Source organism: Dermacoccus sp. MPR-E5 (assembly GCF_058809565.1).
In genome coordinates this window covers 1-15,331 of sequence record NZ_JBXASS010000024.1, presented here as the reverse complement: position 1 = coordinate 15,331, position 15,331 = coordinate 1, and the positions used below count along the sequence as shown (strand labels likewise).

Here is a 15,331-nt window from a genome sequence, read left to right as displayed (position 1 = left end):
GGCCGCCCGCGCCGACCTGCGTCGACGCGCCCGCATCGTGTCCGCGCGTCGCGTCCCGACGAGGCCACCGACCATTCCGGCGGCACGCGTCGTCGGTCCTGACGCACCGAAGGGCACCACCATGGCTGCTGACCAGATCGTTCTCGAAGCTCAGCTTCGCACCGAGTTCGGCAAGGGCGCCGCGCGCCGCATCCGCCGCAACGACATGATCCCCGCCGTCCTCTACGGGCACGGCGAGACGCCGGTTCACCTCGAACTGCCCGGCCACGACACGATGATGGCCGTCAAGAACCCGAACGCGCTGCTCACGATCCGTTTCGACGGCAAGGAGGAGCTCGCGCTCGCCCGCGACGTCCAGCGCGAGGTCATCCGTCGCTTCATCGAGCACGTCGACCTCGTCATCGTCAAGAAGGGCGAGAAGGTCGAGGTCGACGTTCCGGTCCACGCCGAGGGTGAGGCCGCTGCCGAGACCGTCGTCACGACCGAGAACGGCATGCTGACGGTCCTCACGCCCGCCACGGACATCCCCGAGGTGTTCACCGTCTCCGTCGAGGGCGCCGAGGCCGGCACGCAGATCCTCGCCAAGGACATCACGCTGCCGTCCGGTGTCGAGCTCGTCTCCGACGAGGAGATGCTCGTCATCAACGTCACCGAGCAGATCTCCGCCGAGGCCCTCGATGCCGAGCTCGCCGAGGCCGAGGCCGAGGCCGGCATCGAGCACGAGGAGTCCGACCAGGAGACCGAGGGCGACGACGCTGCCGAGGCTCCCGCCGAGGGCGACGCCGCGGGCTCCGAAGACTCCGAGTGATCCGCCGCCCGCCTCCACGCGGGCATCGGATCTCCACGACGACGGGCCATCGCTCACCGATCCTGGTGAGCGGCAGCCCGTCGTTCGCGTTCCGTCGCGGCGCGGTCGTCGGCTCGATCGCTGGCCCGATCGCGGATGAGGGCCCGCGTTTCGTCGACGTGCCCAGCGTGCGCCCATGCGCGATCCGGCATACTTGGGCCTCGTGGATGAGGCGCGCACGCAACCCTGGCTGGTGGTCGGGCTCGGCAACCCCGGGCCCCGGTACGCCGGCAACCGGCACAACGTGGGCGCGATGGTCGTCGACCGCATGGCCACTGACTCCGGCGTCGCCCTGCGCGCGCACAAGGCGCGCGCCGCCGCAGCAGAGATTCGGTTGGGGACGCTGCCGGGCGGGCTGCCCGGCCCGAAGGTCGTCCTCGCCGTGCCGAGCACGTACATGAACGAATCGGGCGGGCCCGTCAGCGCGCTCATGAAGTTCTTCAAGATCCCCGCCGAGCGCCTCGTCGTCATCCACGACGAACTCGACATCGACTTCGGCGCGGTGCGCCTGAAGTTCGGTGGCGGCGAGGGCGGCCACAACGGGCTGCGCTCGATCAGCAAGAGCATCGGCACGAAGGACTACCTGCGCGTCCGCCTCGGCATCGGGCGCCCGCCCGGACGCATGGAGGTGAGCGACTTCGTACTCAAGGACTTCTCCGCGACCGAGCGACGCGAACTCGACTTCCTCATCCCCTCGGGCGCGGAGGCGGTCGAACTGCTCGTCCACCGCGGTCTCGACGACGCACAGAACCTCGTGCATGCCCGCTGAGGGCGTGAGCCGTCGGCTCGCGCTGCACACCTGGCTCGCGACCGCGGTGGTCGCGCTCGCCGGCGTGCTCTTCGTCGTCGTCGCGCCCGGTGTGGGCGACATGTGGGCGGCGCTCGCGCGCGCTCAGGCGGCGCGGGACGGCGTGGGCCTCGGCTACTGGTTCAGCTGGTACAGCGGAGCCCACCCGCCGGGCGGATACTCCGTCCTCGTGCCCTGGCTGTCGGCCGCCCTCGGTGCCCACGCCGTCGTCGCGCTCGCGGCCACGGCCATCCCATGGGCTGTGGCACTCACCGTCACGCAGGTGCGGCGCCCGATCGTGGCCGTGTGGGTCGCGACGCTGAGCGCCGTGATGACGCTCGGCGCCGGTCGCACGACGTTCCTCGTCGGTGCCGTCATTGCCCTCGGGGCGCTTGACGCCGCCATCCGCGACCGTCGCTGGACGGCGTCGCTGCTCGTCATCCTCAGCGGCCTCGCCTCACCCGTGGCGGTGGCGTTCGTGCTCGTCGGATTCGGGGCGGGGCTGCTCGTCCGTCGGATCTCGCTCGTTCCCATCCTGGTCGGCATCGCCTTCATGGGCGTCTCGTCGCTCGTGTGGGGTAGCAGTGGGCCAGAGGGGTATGGCTGGGGCAGAGCGCTCACCTCGCTCGTCCTTCTCGGCTTGTTTCTGCTCGCCAAGCCTGCGAAACCGGTCGTCCTCGCCATCGCCATCACCGCCGTCGCGGTGCTCGTGTTCTCCGCCGTCCCCAACGCGCTCGGCTCCAACCTCGCGCGCCTCGTCTTCGCGGTGCTGCCCGTCGCCGTCGCCGCGACGGCCCGCCGCAGCAACCGGATGACCGCGTGCGCCGTGCTGCCGGCCCTGGTCTGGTCGGGGTACTTCACCGCCCACGATCTCGCGGACGCCCGCGCATCGGCGTCGTCGGTGACGGTTTACCGGCCCCTGTCGGACGCGCTCCAGGCGTTGCCCGGCATCGAGAACAGCCGCATCGAGGTCGTCGCCGACGGCACGCACACCTCGGCGTTCGTCATGGCAGAGGATTTCTGGTTGGCGCGCGGGTACGAGACGCAGGCCGACCGCAGCCTCTCCGACGCGTTCGTCGACCGCGAGGCGCACATCTCCGACGCGGAACTCACCGGGTGGCTGCAGGATTCGGCGGTGCGCTACGTCGCTCTCAACCGCCATCCGGTGAAGAAGACGGGGCAGTGGCGCACCGTCGCCGCGACGCCCCCGGGCTGGCACGAGGTGTGGTCGAACGACCAGTGGCGCGTGTTAGAGGTGCCGGACGCCAAGCCGCTCGTCACCGACGGCGCCACGATCACGGACAAGACCTCCTCCCACCTCATCCTGCGGGTCGCACCCTCACGCGACGTCATCGTGCGAACGCGCTGGTCGTCGTTCCTGCATGCCCGGGTCATCGAGGAGCGCGGCCCCAGCGACCAGCGAGCCGGGCGGGATGACGCGCCGCGCGTCGTCCTCGAACCGACGCCCGACGGGTGGACGCGCGTGCGTCTCGACGGCTCGTCGACGGCGCGTGAGGTGGAATTGTTCGGACGGCCGTGACTGCCCCCGGCGTATCCCTCCATCGTTCGTGCCCCGCAGGGTGATGAGGGGGTGAATGCCTGGAATTCCGGGGTTGTCGCCGCCCCGTTCTAGACTTCACGCGTCGCCCGCCGACGAAGCCGTCGCCCCTTCCGGGCGCGCACGGCGCCTGCGTGCGTCGTCACCGATTCGACGAAGGAGCCCGCATGCCCGAGGCCGCCCACCTGCCGCTCGCGCCCCTGCTGACGCGCGTGTGCGCCGACGAATCCGTCAAGCGGCTGCTCGCGCTGGCCGCGGACGAGTCGCTCGTCGACATCGCGGCCGCGGCCGGTCTGCGCGCTCCTCTCGTGGCGGCTCTGCTGCAGACTGGCGGCGACGTGGCGGGGCCGATGCTCGTCGTCACCGCGACGGGGCGCGAGGCCGACGACATGGCGACGGCCCTGCGCAACTTCGTCGACTACGACGACGTCGCCGAGTTTCCGTCGTGGGAGACGCTGCCGCACGAGCGCATGTCGCCGCGTTCCGACACGGTCGGGCGGCGTCTCGCCGTGCTGCGCCGCCTCAGGCACCCGGAAGCGGGCGGGACGTACGGGCCCGTCCGCGTCGTCGTCGCGTCGGTGCGCGCCCTCATGCAGCCCATGGCGAAGGGCCTCGGCGACCTCGAACCCGTGAGCCTCGCCGCCGGTGACGAGCGCCCGCTCGAGGACATCGTGGAAGCCCTCGTCGCCGCGGCCTACACGCGCGTCGACATGGTCGAGCGCCGCGGCGAGTTCGCCGTGCGCGGTGGCATCCTCGACGTGTTCCCGCCCACCGAGGATCACCCGGTGCGCCTGGAGTTCTGGGGCGACACCGTCGAGGAGATCCGCTGGTTCAAGGTGGCCGACCAGCGTTCGCTCGAGGTCAACCCGCACGGGCTGTGGGCCCCGCCGTGCCGCGAACTGCTGCTCACCCCCGAGGTCCGTGAGCGCGCGGCTGAGCTCGCGCCGAGCCTGCTGGGCGTCGCCGACATGTTGACGAAGGTCAGCGAGGGCATCGCCGTCGAGGGCATGGAGTCGCTCATGCCGGCGCTGCTGCCGGCCGGCATGGAGACGCTCATCGACGTGCTGCCGGATGCTGCGCGCGTCGTTCTCGTCGACCCCGAGCGCGTCCGCACCCGCGCGCACGACCTCGTCTCGACGTCGCAGGAGTTCCTCGAGGCGAGCTGGACCAATGCGGCCGCCGGCAACGCCGTCCCCGTCGACCTACGAGGCGTGCTCGACGGCGCGTCGTACCGCAGCCTTCTCGAACTGCGTGAGCATGCGCTCGCGACCGCTCACCCCTGGTGGTCGTTCAGCTCGTTCGCGGCCGACGACGAGTTGCACGAGTTCCTCGAGGACGACCTGCCGGGTACCCGCGTCACGATCGAGTCGCAGGACGTGCCGAACTACCGCGGCGACACCGAGCGCGCGTCCGCCGAGGTCGCGGCTCACGTCGCGGCCGGGCGCAGCGTCGCCGTCGTGACGGACGGCCCGGGCTTCGCCAAGCGCGTCACCCAGGTGTTCGCCGAGCACGACCTCGCCGCACGCCCGATGACGCAGGTCGCCCCCGGTGTCGAGGTCGCGACGGGTTCGCTCGGCCGCGGCTTCGAGATGCCCGCTGCGGGGCTCGTCGTCCTCACCGAGGCCGACCTCACCGGCTCGGCGGGAACGGCGAGCACGAAGGACATGCGACGCATGCCGTCGCGCCGCCGCAACGTCGTCGACCCGCTGCAGCTCAAGCCGGGCGATCACGTCGTCCACGAACAGCACGGTGTCGGCCGGTTCGTCGAGATGATGCAGCGTACCGTCGGCGGCGCGACGCGCGAATATCTCGTCCTCGAGTACGCGGCGAGCAAGCGCGGTCAGCCCGGCGACCGGCTGTTCGTGCCCACCGACCAGCTCGACCAGGTGACGCGCTACGTCGGCGGCGAGATGCCGACGCTGTCGAAGATGGGCGGCTCGGACTGGGCGGCGACCAAGTCGAAAGCCCGCCGTCACGTCAAGCAGATCGCCGGCGAGCTCATCCGCCTGTACTCGGCTCGACAGGCGACGCCGGGTCACGCGTTCGCGCCCGACACGCCGTGGCAGCGCGAGTTGGAGGACGCCTTCGCGTACGTCGAGACGCCCGATCAGCTCTCGAGCATCGAAGAGGTCAAGGCCGACATGGAGAAGACGGTGCCCATGGACCGTCTCGTCTGTGGTGACGTGGGCTACGGCAAGACCGAGATCGCGGTGCGCGCGGCGTTCAAGGCGGTGCAGGATTCCAAGCAGGTCGCGGTCCTCGTGCCGACGACGCTGCTCGTCAAGCAGCACTATCAGACGTTCGCCGAGCGTTACGCGGGCTTCCCCGTCAAGCTCGCGTCGCTGTCGCGTTTTCAGAGCGACAAGGAGGCGCGCGAGGTTCTCGCGGGGCTCAAGGACGGCTCGATCGACCTCGTCATCGGAACGCACCGGTTGCTGAGCAAGGAGATCGAGTTCAAGGATCTCGGGCTCGTCATCGTCGACGAGGAGCAGCGCTTCGGCGTCGAGCACAAGGAGCAGCTCAAGCAGATGCGCACGGCCGTCGACGTGCTTGCGATGTCGGCGACGCCGATCCCGCGCACGCTCGAGATGGCTGTCACCGGTATCCGCGAGATGTCGACGCTCGCGACGCCGCCGGAGGAGCGTCACCCCGTCCTGACGTTCGTCGGGGCGTACGACGAGAAGCAGCTGACGGCGGCCATCCGACGCGAGCTGATGCGTGAAGGTCAGGTGTTCTACGTCCACAACAAGGTCGGCAGCATCGAGAAGCAGGCTGCGCGAATCCGCGAACTCGTGCCCGAGGCGCGGGTCGCGACGGCGCACGGCAAGATGGGGGAGGCGCGCCTGGAGGAGGTGGTCGTCGACTTCTGGGAGCGCAAGTTCGACGTGCTCGTCTCGACGACGATCGTCGAGACGGGTCTCGACATCGCCAACGCCAACACCCTCATCGTCGAGCGCGCCGACCAGCTCGGCCTCAGCCAGCTGCACCAGCTGCGCGGACGCGTGGGGCGCGGTCGCGAGCGCGCGTACGCCTACTTCATGTTCCCGGCCGAGAAGCCGCTGACCGAGACGGCGCACGACCGGTTGCAGACGATCGCGAGCAACACCGACCTCGGCGCAGGCATGCAGATCGCGATGAAGGATCTGGAGATCCGCGGTGCCGGCAACCTGCTCGGCGGCGAGCAGTCCGGCCACATCGCGGGGGTTGGGTTCGACCTGTACGTCCGCATGGTCGGTGAGGCCGTCGCCGACTACCGCGGCGACGACACCTCGTCGATGCCGGTCGAGATCAAGATCGAGCTGCCCGTCGACGCCCACCTGCCGCACGAGTACGTGCCGGGGGAGCGGCTGCGCCTCGAGGCGTACAAGAAGCTCGCGAGCGTGGAGAACGAGGCGGCCCTCGACGAGATCATCGCCGAGCTGAAGGACCGCTACGGCGAGCCGCCCGCACCTGTGCTCAACCTGTTCGACGTGGCCCGGCTGCGTACCATCGCGCGGCAAGCGGGCATCAGCGACATCGGGGTGCAGGGCAAGTACGTCCGTTTCGGCCCGGTCACCGAGTTGCGCGAGTCGCAGCAGATGCGCCTCGAGCGCCTCTTCCCGGGCACGCTCGTCAAGACCAACCAGGAGCGGTTGCTGGTGCCCATGCCGATGACGAAGCCCGTCGCCGGCAAGCCGCTTCGCGACCAGGCGATCCTGCAGTGGGCGGCGCAGCTCGTCCAGGCCGTGCTGCTCGACGACATCGCCGCCGCCGCGGCGGCGCAGGAGATGGCGCGCGCGGGCGGAGCGCGACGATGAGCGGCAGCATCGCCCTGCTCGTCGTCAGCCCGCGGGTGCCCGCCGGGCTGATGACGCGCGACGCCTGGCGGCGGCTCGAAAGCGCTGACGCCGTCCTGGGCCGCGCGGGTGACGAACCGCTCGTCGAGGTCACGCGCGACGAGGGCTTCGACGTCGAGATCCGTGACGAGCCCCCGGCCGCCACGGCACATGCCCTCGTCGCGGCGGGGGTCGCCGGGCGTCACGTCGTCTGGCTAGGTTCGGCGGACGCCGATCCCGGTCTCACCGACGCGCTCGCCGGCGAGCTGACGCGTCTCGACGACCCGCCGCCCGTCGAGGTCGTCGTCGGGTCGTGGGACGCCCCCGGTTCGCGCCTGCTCGACGCCGTCGCCGTCATGGACACGTTGCGCTCGCCCGGCGGCTGCCCGTGGGATGCCCAGCAGACGCACGCGAGCCTCGCTCCGTACCTCGTCGAGGAGGCGTTCGAGGTCACCGAGGCCATCGCCGAGGCGAGCGGCGAGCACCTGCGGGAGGAGCTCGGCGACGTGCTGCTCCAGGTGCTCTTCCACGCCCGCGTGGCCGCGGAGCGCGAGGAGGACGGCTTCGACGTCGACGACGTCGCGGCGACGCTCGTCGAGAAGCTGGTCAGGCGTCACCCGCACGTCTTCGCCGACGGTGCCGCCTCGAACCCCGAGGAGGTCGAGGCCGAATGGGCGAGGATCAAGGCGGCCGAGAAGCCGGAGCGTGACGCGAACGATCCGCTGGCAGGCATCCCGGCCGGGCTGCCGCCGCTCGAGCGGGCCGTCAAGGTCGTCGGGCGGTTGACGAAGGCGGGGCAGGCCGAACGCGTCGAGGCCCTCGCCGCCGAGGATTCCATCGGGGCGGCGCTGCTCGACCTCGTCGTGCAGGCCCGTGGCCTCGGAGTCGACCCGAGCGTCGCGCTCTCCGCCACGCTGTCGCGCCTGCACGCCGCGCCCCTCGGTGATCACCTCGGGGGCATCGACCACGCTGAGCACGCCGAGCCCCACCCCGCCCCGCCGGACGCCGACCTGCCGCGAGGCGGCGGGTGACGCGCGTCCCGTTCTCGACAGACCCCACGTTCCTACCCGGCAGTACCCCAGCGGTTCGTTAGGCTCGACACTGACGCGGGTGATCAGACCCGCTGCCCGAATCAACCACGTGTATCGGAGAGTTCTGTGGCAACCATTGAAGGCATCGGCGCTCGCGAGATCCTTGACTCGCGCGGCAACCCCACGGTCGAGGCCGTCGTGCTCCTCGACGACGGCACCAACGAGAGCGCGGCTGTCCCGTCGGGTGCCTCGACGGGCGCCTTCGAGGCGGTCGAGCGTCGTGACGGCGACAAGAAGCGCTACGGCGGCAAGGGTGTCGAGGACGCCGTCGACGCCGTCATCGAGCAGATCGCGCCGCACCTCGTCGGTTTCGACGCGGATGAGCAGCGCCTCATCGACGCCGAGATGATCGAGCTCGACGGCACGGACAACAAGGGCAAGCTCGGCGCGAACGCCATCCTCGGCGTGTCGCTGGCCGTGGCCAAGGCGGCCGCGAAGTCTGCGGGTCTGCCGTTGTACCGCTACGTTGGTGGCCCCAACGCGCACGTGCTGCCGGTGCCGATGATGAACATCCTCAACGGTGGTTCGCACGCGGACACGAACGTCGACATCCAGGAGTTCATGATCGCGCCGATCGGTGCGGAGAGCTTCAAGGAGGCCCTGCGCATGGGCACGGAGGTCTACCACGCGCTCAAGGCCGTCCTCAAGGACAAGGGTCTCGCGACGGGCCTCGGCGACGAGGGTGGCTTCGCCCCGAACCTCGAGTCGAACCGTGCGGCGCTCGACCTCATCCTCGAGGCCGTCGAGAAGGCCGGGTACAAGCCGGGTGAGCAGATCGCGCTGGCGCTCGACGTCGCGGCGTCCGAGTTCTACGACGGCGGCACGTACACGTTCGAGGGCCAGAAGCGCGACGCGGAGTGGATGACGAACTACTACGCCGAACTCGTCGAGGCGTACCCGCTCGTCTCCATCGAGGACCCGCTCAACGAGGACGACTGGGACGGCTGGGCGCACATCACCGACGAGCTCGGTGACGCCGTGCAGCTCGTCGGTGACGACCTGTTCGTCACCAACCCCGAGCGTCTGCAGAAGGGCATCGACAACGCGGCCGGCAACGCGCTGCTCGTCAAGGTCAACCAGATCGGTTCGCTGACGGAGACGCTCGACGCCGTCACCCTCGCCCAGACGAACGGTTACCGCTGCATGATGTCGCACCGTTCCGGTGAGACGGAGGACACGACGATCGCCGACCTCGCCGTGGCGACGAACTGCGGCCAGATCAAGACGGGTGCCCCGGCGCGCTCGGAGCGCGTGGCGAAGTACAACCAGCTGCTGCGCATCGAGGAGGACCTCGACGACGCGGCGGTCTACGCCGGTCGTAAGGCCTTCCCGCGCTTCTCGAACAACTGAGCGGCGTCTTGGCGAATCGCAGTTTCCGTACCTCCCGCTCCGGTGATGACACCGGGGCGGGAGGTTCGCGCGCCCGCACCGGCTCGCGTCCCGCCGGCCGCGATCTTTCCCGCCCACGCGGCTCGAGTCCGCGTGGCTCGACACGTCCGACGCTGCGTCAGCAGCTCGACGAGGCGCCGGTGGCGCGTCGTCGAGCCGACCCGGGCACGGTTCGCCGTTTCATCACGATGAGCGCTCTGCTCGCCGTCATGCTCGTCGTCCTCACGCCCACGCTGCGCAGCTATCTGCAGCAGCGCAGCGAGATCGCGGAGTTGAAGCGGGAGAAGGTCGCCGGTCAGCAGCGCGTCGACGCGCTGACCGCCGAGCGCAAACGCTGGGACGACCCGGCGTACGTGAAGCAGCAGGCGCAGGAGCGGCTCGGGTACGCGATGCCGGGCAAGTCGATCACGGTGTACGTGGACGATGCCGGCGCGACGCACGCGACGACGCCGCGCAACGGCGTGACAGATGCCACGGGTCTGTCATCGCACCCGTGGTACGGGCAGATCTGGGGTTCGATCTCGACCCCGGCGGAGGGCGAGAAGTGAGCACGACGGACATGAACGAACACTCGGGCGTCAGCCCGCAGGACGTTGCGGCGATCGAGAAGCAGCTCGGACGGGTGCCGCGCGGTGCGGTCGAGGTGTCGGCGCGTTGTGCGTGCGGGTGTCCGACGGTGGTGCGCACGCTGCCGCGCCTGCCGGACGGCACTCCGTTCCCGACGTCGTTCTACGCGACGTGCCCCCGCCTGACGGGTGCCATCTCGACGCTCGAGTCGCAGGGTGTCATGAAGGAGATGAGCGAGCGTCTCGAAGCCGACGCCGACCTTGCGGCCGCCTACCGCGCCGCCCACGAGGATTATCTGAGGCGCCGCGGCGAGCTCGGCGACGTGCCGGAGATCGACGGCATCTCCGCCGGCGGCATGCCGACGCGCGTCAAGTGCCTGCACGTGCTGGTCGCGCACTCGCTGTCGGTGGGCCCCGGCATCAACCCGCTCGGTGACGAAGCGCTGGCGTTGCTCGGCGATGCGTGGTGGAAGAACGGCTGTTGCGGTGCGGGAGACCAGGGAGACGATGACCATGAGTGAGCGTCGGGTCGCGGCGATCGACTGCGGGACCAACTCGATCAGGTTGCTCGTGGCGGCCGACGGCGGGTCGGGGCTCACCTACCTGGCGCGGCGCAGCGAGATCGTGCGCCTCGGCCAGGGCATCGACGTCTCGGGCCGCATCGCCGACGCCGCGATGCAGCGCACCCTGCTCGTCACGCGCGAGTACGCCCAGCTGTGTCGGGAGTACGACGTCGACACCGTCCGCTTCGTCGCGACGTCGGCCTCCCGCGACGCCGCCAACGCGGATGAATTCACCGACGGCGTGCGACGCGCGTTCGCCGCGTTCGGGGACGACGTCGTCCCCGAGGTCGTTTCCGGGCTGGAGGAGGCGGCGCTCAGTTTTGCCGGCGCGACGGCAGGCCTCGGTGCCGAGGCGCGCGCGCCGTATCTCGTCGTCGATCTCGGCGGCGGGTCGACGGAGCTGGTGCGCGGCTCGCAGGATGTCGAGCAGTCGATCTCCCTCGACATCGGCTCCGTGCGCCTGAGTGAGCGTCACCTGCGCAGCGATCCGCCGACGCAGGCCGAGATCGACGCTGCCCTCGTCGATATCGATGCCGCCCTCGACCAGGCGGAGGCCGCCGTCGACCTGTCACAGGTCGCGACGCTCGTCGGCCTCGCCGGTTCGATCACGACGGTGACGGCGCACGCGCTGGGGCTGTCTGCGTACGACTCGTCGCGCATCCACGGTGCGTGCCTCACGAGCGAGCAGGTGATCGGCTCGTGCGACGCCGTCCTGGGTGCGACGTGCGCCGAGCGCGGCGCGATGGGCTTCATGCATCCGGGTCGTGTCGACGTCATCGGCGCGGGCGCGCTGATCTGGCGCACGATCGTCGAACGCGTGCGCGAGCGCGCGGGCGTCACCACGTGCGTGACGAGCGAGTCGGACATTCTCGACGGCATCGCGATGAGCATGCTTTGAGGCAGAGCGCATGGCACGAAGGCGCCCCGGGGAACACCGTGTTCTGCCGGGGCGTTGTCATGGTGAACGAGGTCATGTCGTCCGCAAGGGCGTCATGACCCTGTCGTTAGGATGAGGTGCCCTCGTAGCCCAACGGCAGAGGCAGGCGACTTAAAATCGCTTCAGTGCGGGTTCGAATCCCGTCGAGGGCACCACGTCACGTCCTTGAGGAGGGGCCCCATGGCCGGTAATCCGGTGTTCAGCAAGTTCGAGCGTGACATGCGTTCAGGTCAGGCCGCAGGCTTTCAGGCGGGTGGGCAGCAGCAGGGGTACGGCTTCCCGCAGCAGCCGGCGTCCGGGCCCATGTACAACCCGACGTTCGGTGCGCCACAGGTGCAGCCGGAGCGGATGACGCTCGACGACGTTGTGACGAAGTCACTCAACCTCTTCGGGCTGCTGCTCGTCGTGGCGGCGGGCACGTTCGTCTTCGCAGATCGGGCGATCGACTCGCAGACGAGTTCGACAGCCCTCGGCCTGTGGGCCGGCGGTGGCATCGTCGCTTTCGTGCTGTCGCTCGTCATCGCGTTCCGCAAGACGATCTCGGTTCCGCTGATCCTCGCCTACACGGTGTTCGAGGGGTTGTTCCTCGGTGCCGCCAGCGCGTTCTTCGACTCGGCCTACCCCGGGGTGGTCGGGCAGGCGATCCTCGCGACGCTGTGTGTCTTCGGCGGGATGTTGCTGGGGTACAAGACCGGCGTCATCCGCGTGACGGCGCGCTCCCGTCGCATCTTCGCGGGCATGCTCATCGGGTACCTGCTGTTCGCGCTCGTCAATTTCGTTCTCGTCCTGACGGGGCTGCAGAGCGGCTTCGGCATCGGCGGCAGTGGCGCCCTCGGCATCGGCATCTCGCTGTTGGCGGTGGCACTCGCCTCGTACTCGCTCGCGATTGACTTCGACTCGATCCAGCAGGGCGTCAACGCAGGCGTTCCGCGCCAGACGTCGTGGCTCATGGCGTACGGCCTGATGCTGAGCGTGGTGTGGCTCTACGTCGAGATGCTGCGTCTCATCGCCCGCCTCCGAGACTGACGATGACGGCGATTCTTCCTGGCGCCGGCGACCCGCTCGAGGATGAACTCGGGCGGGTCGTCCGCACGTTGCGGGCGCTGCCTCCGGGCGCGCCGACCGACCATGCAGCCTGCGCGCTCGCACGGTTCGTCCGCATGGTTGCGGGGGAGGACGAGGAGTCGGAACGGCTGGCGGCGCGCACGGCGCAGTTCGACGGCGCGTGGGCTGCCGCGGTCATCGCGACGCTCGTCCACGACGTGGTGAACCCCGCGACAATGGCTGACGGCTCGTCCGGCGCATCCGACGGGCAGCGCCTGGCACTGGCAGATGAGCTCCGTCGGCTGAGACGCGAACTCGACGGCCGTGGGTGCTGCCCCGGGGGCCATCGCAGGGCGTCGCACGGGCGTGGCGCCCCGCCGCGTTGATCTCAGGAGCTCCGAATGACCTCGCGCATGAACCCCTACATCCAGTTCCGCGACACCGCGAAGGACGCACTCGAGTTCTACGCCCGGGTCTTCGGCGCGAACTGACGATCTCGACGTTCGGTGACATGGGAGTGGAGGGCGCCGGGGCGGACAAGGTCTTGCACGGCATGCTGAAGACGCCGTCCGGTTTCACGCTCATGGCTTCGGACACGCCGGAGCAGATGGAGCACACGCCCGGTGGCAGCATCACGATCTCGCTCTCCGGCGACGACGCCGACGACCTGCGCGGATGGTTCGCGGCGCTCTCTGAAGGCGCCGACGTGACGCTGTCGCTCGCCGTCCAGATGTGGGGGGACGAGTTCGGAATGCTGACCGACAGCTTCGGCGCGAACTGGATGGTCAACGTCGCGACGTCGCAGGACCGTGCGCAGGCCTGAACCCGGGCTGGGCATGGCCGGCACACCCTACGAGATCGATCGCGGCGTTCATCCACCCCGCGGTACAGCCTGCACACGCGCATCCCATGGGAACGTGCGCATGACGACCACCCGCATGCGATGCCTCGGCCGAGCGTCACCACGGGACGAGTGCCACGGCATGACACGAACGGCGGGCCCCAAAGGGCCCGCCGTTCGTGTCATGCGGTGTCTTGATCGCCAGCGCCGCTCGGCCGCGCCGAGCAGCGGGGTCGATCAGTTGAGGCGTTCGTAGATGATGGCCATGCCCTGGCCGCCGCCGACGCACATCGTCTCGAGGCCGAACTGGCCGTCGATGGACTGGAGTCCGTTGAGCAGCGTCGTCGTGATGCGCGCGCCGGTCGAGCCGAAGGGGTGGCCGAGAGCGATGGCGCCGCCGTGAACGTTCAGCTTGTCGAGGTCCATGCCGAGGTCGTGGGCGCTCGGCAGCACCTGCGCGGCGAAGGCCTCGTTGATCTCGTACAGGTCGATGTCGCCGATGCTCATTCCGGCGCGGGCGAGGGCCTGCTTGCTGGCCTCGACGGGGCCCATGCCCATGATCTCGGGGGAGAGGCCGCTGACGCCGGTGGAGACGACGCGGGCGAGCGGCTTGAGGCCGAGCTGCTGGGCCTTGACGTCGCTCATGACGACGAGCGCCGCGGCGCCGTCGTTGAGCGGGCAGCAGTTACCGGCGGTGACGGTGCCCTCCTCGCGGAAGACGGGCTTGAGTCCGGCGACCGAGTCGTACGTGACGCCGGCGCGGGGGCCGTCATCGGTGGAGACGACAGTGCCGTCCGCGAGCGTGACGGGGGCGATCTCGCGGGCGAAGAACCCGTCGGCGATGGCCTTCTCCGCGAAGTTCTGCGAGCGGACGGCCCACTCGTCCTGCTCCTGACGGGAGACGCCGCGGTAGGTGGCGACGTTCTCGGCCGTCTGGCCCATCGCGATGTAGACGTCGGGAAGCTCGCCCGACTCACGGGGGTCGCTCCAGCGTGCGTTCGTCTTGGCCGTCTCGAGGGTTCGGGCCATGGCGTCGGCGAAGCGGGGGTTGAGGTCAGCGTCGTCCGAAGCACCCGCACCGGCAAAGTTCGTGTATTGGGAGACGCACTCGACGCCGGCGGAGATGAAGATGTCGCCCTCGCCGGCCTTGATGGCGTGAGCGGCCATGCGCGTCGTCTGCACGGAGCTGGCGCAGAAGCGGTTGACGGTGGCGCCCGGCACGGTGTCCATCCCGAGCAGGACCGAGACGACGCGAGCCATGTTGTTGCCGTGGCGCCCGGAGGGCTCGGCGCACCCCAAGTACAGATCCTCGACGAGCGAGCGGTCGAGGTCGGGCACCTTGGCGAGGGCAGCGTCGACGACCTGGGCGGCGAGGTCGTCGGGACGGACATCCTTGAGTGAACCCTTGAACGCGCGCCCGATGGGCGTGCGTGCTGCGGAGACGATGACGGCTTCAGGCATGGGGTGTTCCTTCCGGCTTTGGGCGCGGTCGCCCACGGTTTCCGATGCGAGTCTAGGTGCCACGCCCCCGCCGCGGAGGGGAACGGCCCAAGCGGCTCGGCCGGCCCGATTTGCACGCTCCGAAGAACCTGGGCTAATGTTTACGAAGTCAGCCCGACAGGGCGGGCACCGGAAGCGAAAACCCCGCTTCGATCCATGATCGAAGGTCCGGCAGGTACACGACGGTGCGGCCCGGCTGATGCTTCATCTGGAGCCAAGTGCGCGAGATGACGGTGAGAGCCGGAATTGACGCCCAAGAGCCGGATGGATTACGGTTAAGAAGTTGCCCCAAGCGGGTGGCGAGCGAAAGTTCGCCGCTTCGTGTGGTGTGCGATGGTGTTTTGAGAACTCAACAGCGTGCCGATGTGATCATCGCCAAGCATTTTAGTGGCA

Annotated in this window: 13 protein-coding genes and 1 tRNA gene; 13 read left to right on the top strand and 1 reads right to left on the bottom strand. The window is 69.7% G+C overall.

Features of this window, described 5'->3' with window-relative positions; all coding sequences use genetic code 11:
• Positions 1–121: 121 nt before the first annotated feature.
• The 13 genes from AC1RS9_RS13720 to AC1RS9_RS13660 all read left to right on the top strand — a co-directional run bounded on the left by AC1RS9_RS13720 (position 122) and on the right by AC1RS9_RS13660 (position 13,420).
• Positions 122–808: a 50S ribosomal protein L25/general stress protein Ctc gene (locus AC1RS9_RS13720; RefSeq protein ID WP_062258423.1), complete on the top strand. Its 687-nt coding sequence runs from the start codon at positions 122–124 to the stop codon at positions 806–808.
• A gap of 175 nt (positions 809–983) precedes the next feature.
• Entirely contained in the window at positions 984–1,616 is a 633-nt protein-coding gene (pth, locus tag AC1RS9_RS13715) for an aminoacyl-tRNA hydrolase (RefSeq protein WP_074046496.1), read from the top strand.
• Positions 1,606–3,174, top strand: a complete 1,569-nt coding sequence (locus AC1RS9_RS13710) for a hypothetical protein (protein ID WP_492921874.1) — start codon at positions 1,606–1,608, stop codon at positions 3,172–3,174. Before pth ends, AC1RS9_RS13710 begins: the two co-directional genes overlap by 11 nt.
• Positions 3,175–3,359: 185 nt before the next feature.
• Positions 3,360–6,989, top strand: coding sequence for a transcription-repair coupling factor (gene mfd / locus AC1RS9_RS13705; protein ID WP_131941518.1), 3,630 nt, complete (start codon positions 3,360–3,362; stop codon positions 6,987–6,989).
• Positions 6,986–8,038 (top strand): nucleoside triphosphate pyrophosphohydrolase, encoded by a 1,053-nt coding sequence (locus tag AC1RS9_RS13700; protein ID WP_062258408.1) that lies wholly within the window; start codon positions 6,986–6,988, stop codon positions 8,036–8,038. The genes mfd and AC1RS9_RS13700 overlap by 4 nt, the downstream gene beginning before the upstream one ends.
• A gap of 126 nt (positions 8,039–8,164) precedes the next feature.
• On the top strand, positions 8,165–9,448 hold the full coding sequence (eno, locus tag AC1RS9_RS13695) for a phosphopyruvate hydratase (RefSeq protein WP_131941515.1): 1,284 nt from the start codon (positions 8,165–8,167) through the stop codon (positions 9,446–9,448).
• An 8-nt stretch (positions 9,449–9,456) separates the two neighbouring features.
• A complete protein-coding gene (locus AC1RS9_RS13690; RefSeq protein WP_492921871.1) occupies positions 9,457–10,035 on the top strand; it encodes an FtsB family cell division protein in 579 nt (192 codons plus the stop codon).
• A gap of 11 nt (positions 10,036–10,046) precedes the next feature.
• Positions 10,047–10,574, top strand: coding sequence for a DUF501 domain-containing protein (locus AC1RS9_RS13685; RefSeq protein WP_038571459.1), 528 nt, complete (start codon positions 10,047–10,049; stop codon positions 10,572–10,574).
• Complete coding sequence (locus AC1RS9_RS13680; protein ID WP_286697055.1) at positions 10,567–11,514, top strand: Ppx/GppA phosphatase family protein; 948 nt, start codon at positions 10,567–10,569, stop codon at positions 11,512–11,514. The genes AC1RS9_RS13685 and AC1RS9_RS13680 overlap by 8 nt, the downstream gene beginning before the upstream one ends.
• Before the next feature lie 118 nt (positions 11,515–11,632).
• A tRNA-Leu gene (locus AC1RS9_RS13675) sits at positions 11,633–11,708 on the top strand.
• A gap of 25 nt (positions 11,709–11,733) precedes the next feature.
• Positions 11,734–12,579 carry a Bax inhibitor-1/YccA family protein gene (locus AC1RS9_RS13670; RefSeq protein ID WP_492921869.1) on the top strand — a complete coding sequence of 282 codons (846 nt, stop codon included), beginning with the start codon at positions 11,734–11,736 and terminating at the stop codon, positions 12,577–12,579.
• A gap of 2 nt (positions 12,580–12,581) precedes the next feature.
• Entirely contained in the window at positions 12,582–12,983 is a 402-nt protein-coding gene (locus AC1RS9_RS13665) for a hypothetical protein (RefSeq protein WP_492921867.1), read from the top strand.
• Positions 12,984–13,108: 125 nt separating this feature from the next.
• Positions 13,109–13,420 carry a VOC family protein gene (locus tag AC1RS9_RS13660; RefSeq protein WP_337905401.1) on the top strand — a complete coding sequence of 104 codons (312 nt, stop codon included), beginning with the start codon at positions 13,109–13,111 and terminating at the stop codon, positions 13,418–13,420.
• A 255-nt stretch (positions 13,421–13,675) separates the two neighbouring features.
• Here AC1RS9_RS13660 and AC1RS9_RS13655 read toward each other — a convergent pair whose 3' ends face one another.
• Positions 13,676–14,899 (bottom strand): acetyl-CoA C-acetyltransferase, encoded by a 1,224-nt coding sequence (locus AC1RS9_RS13655; RefSeq protein WP_492921865.1) that lies wholly within the window; start codon positions 14,897–14,899, stop codon positions 13,676–13,678.
• Positions 14,900–15,331 lie beyond the last annotated feature (432 nt).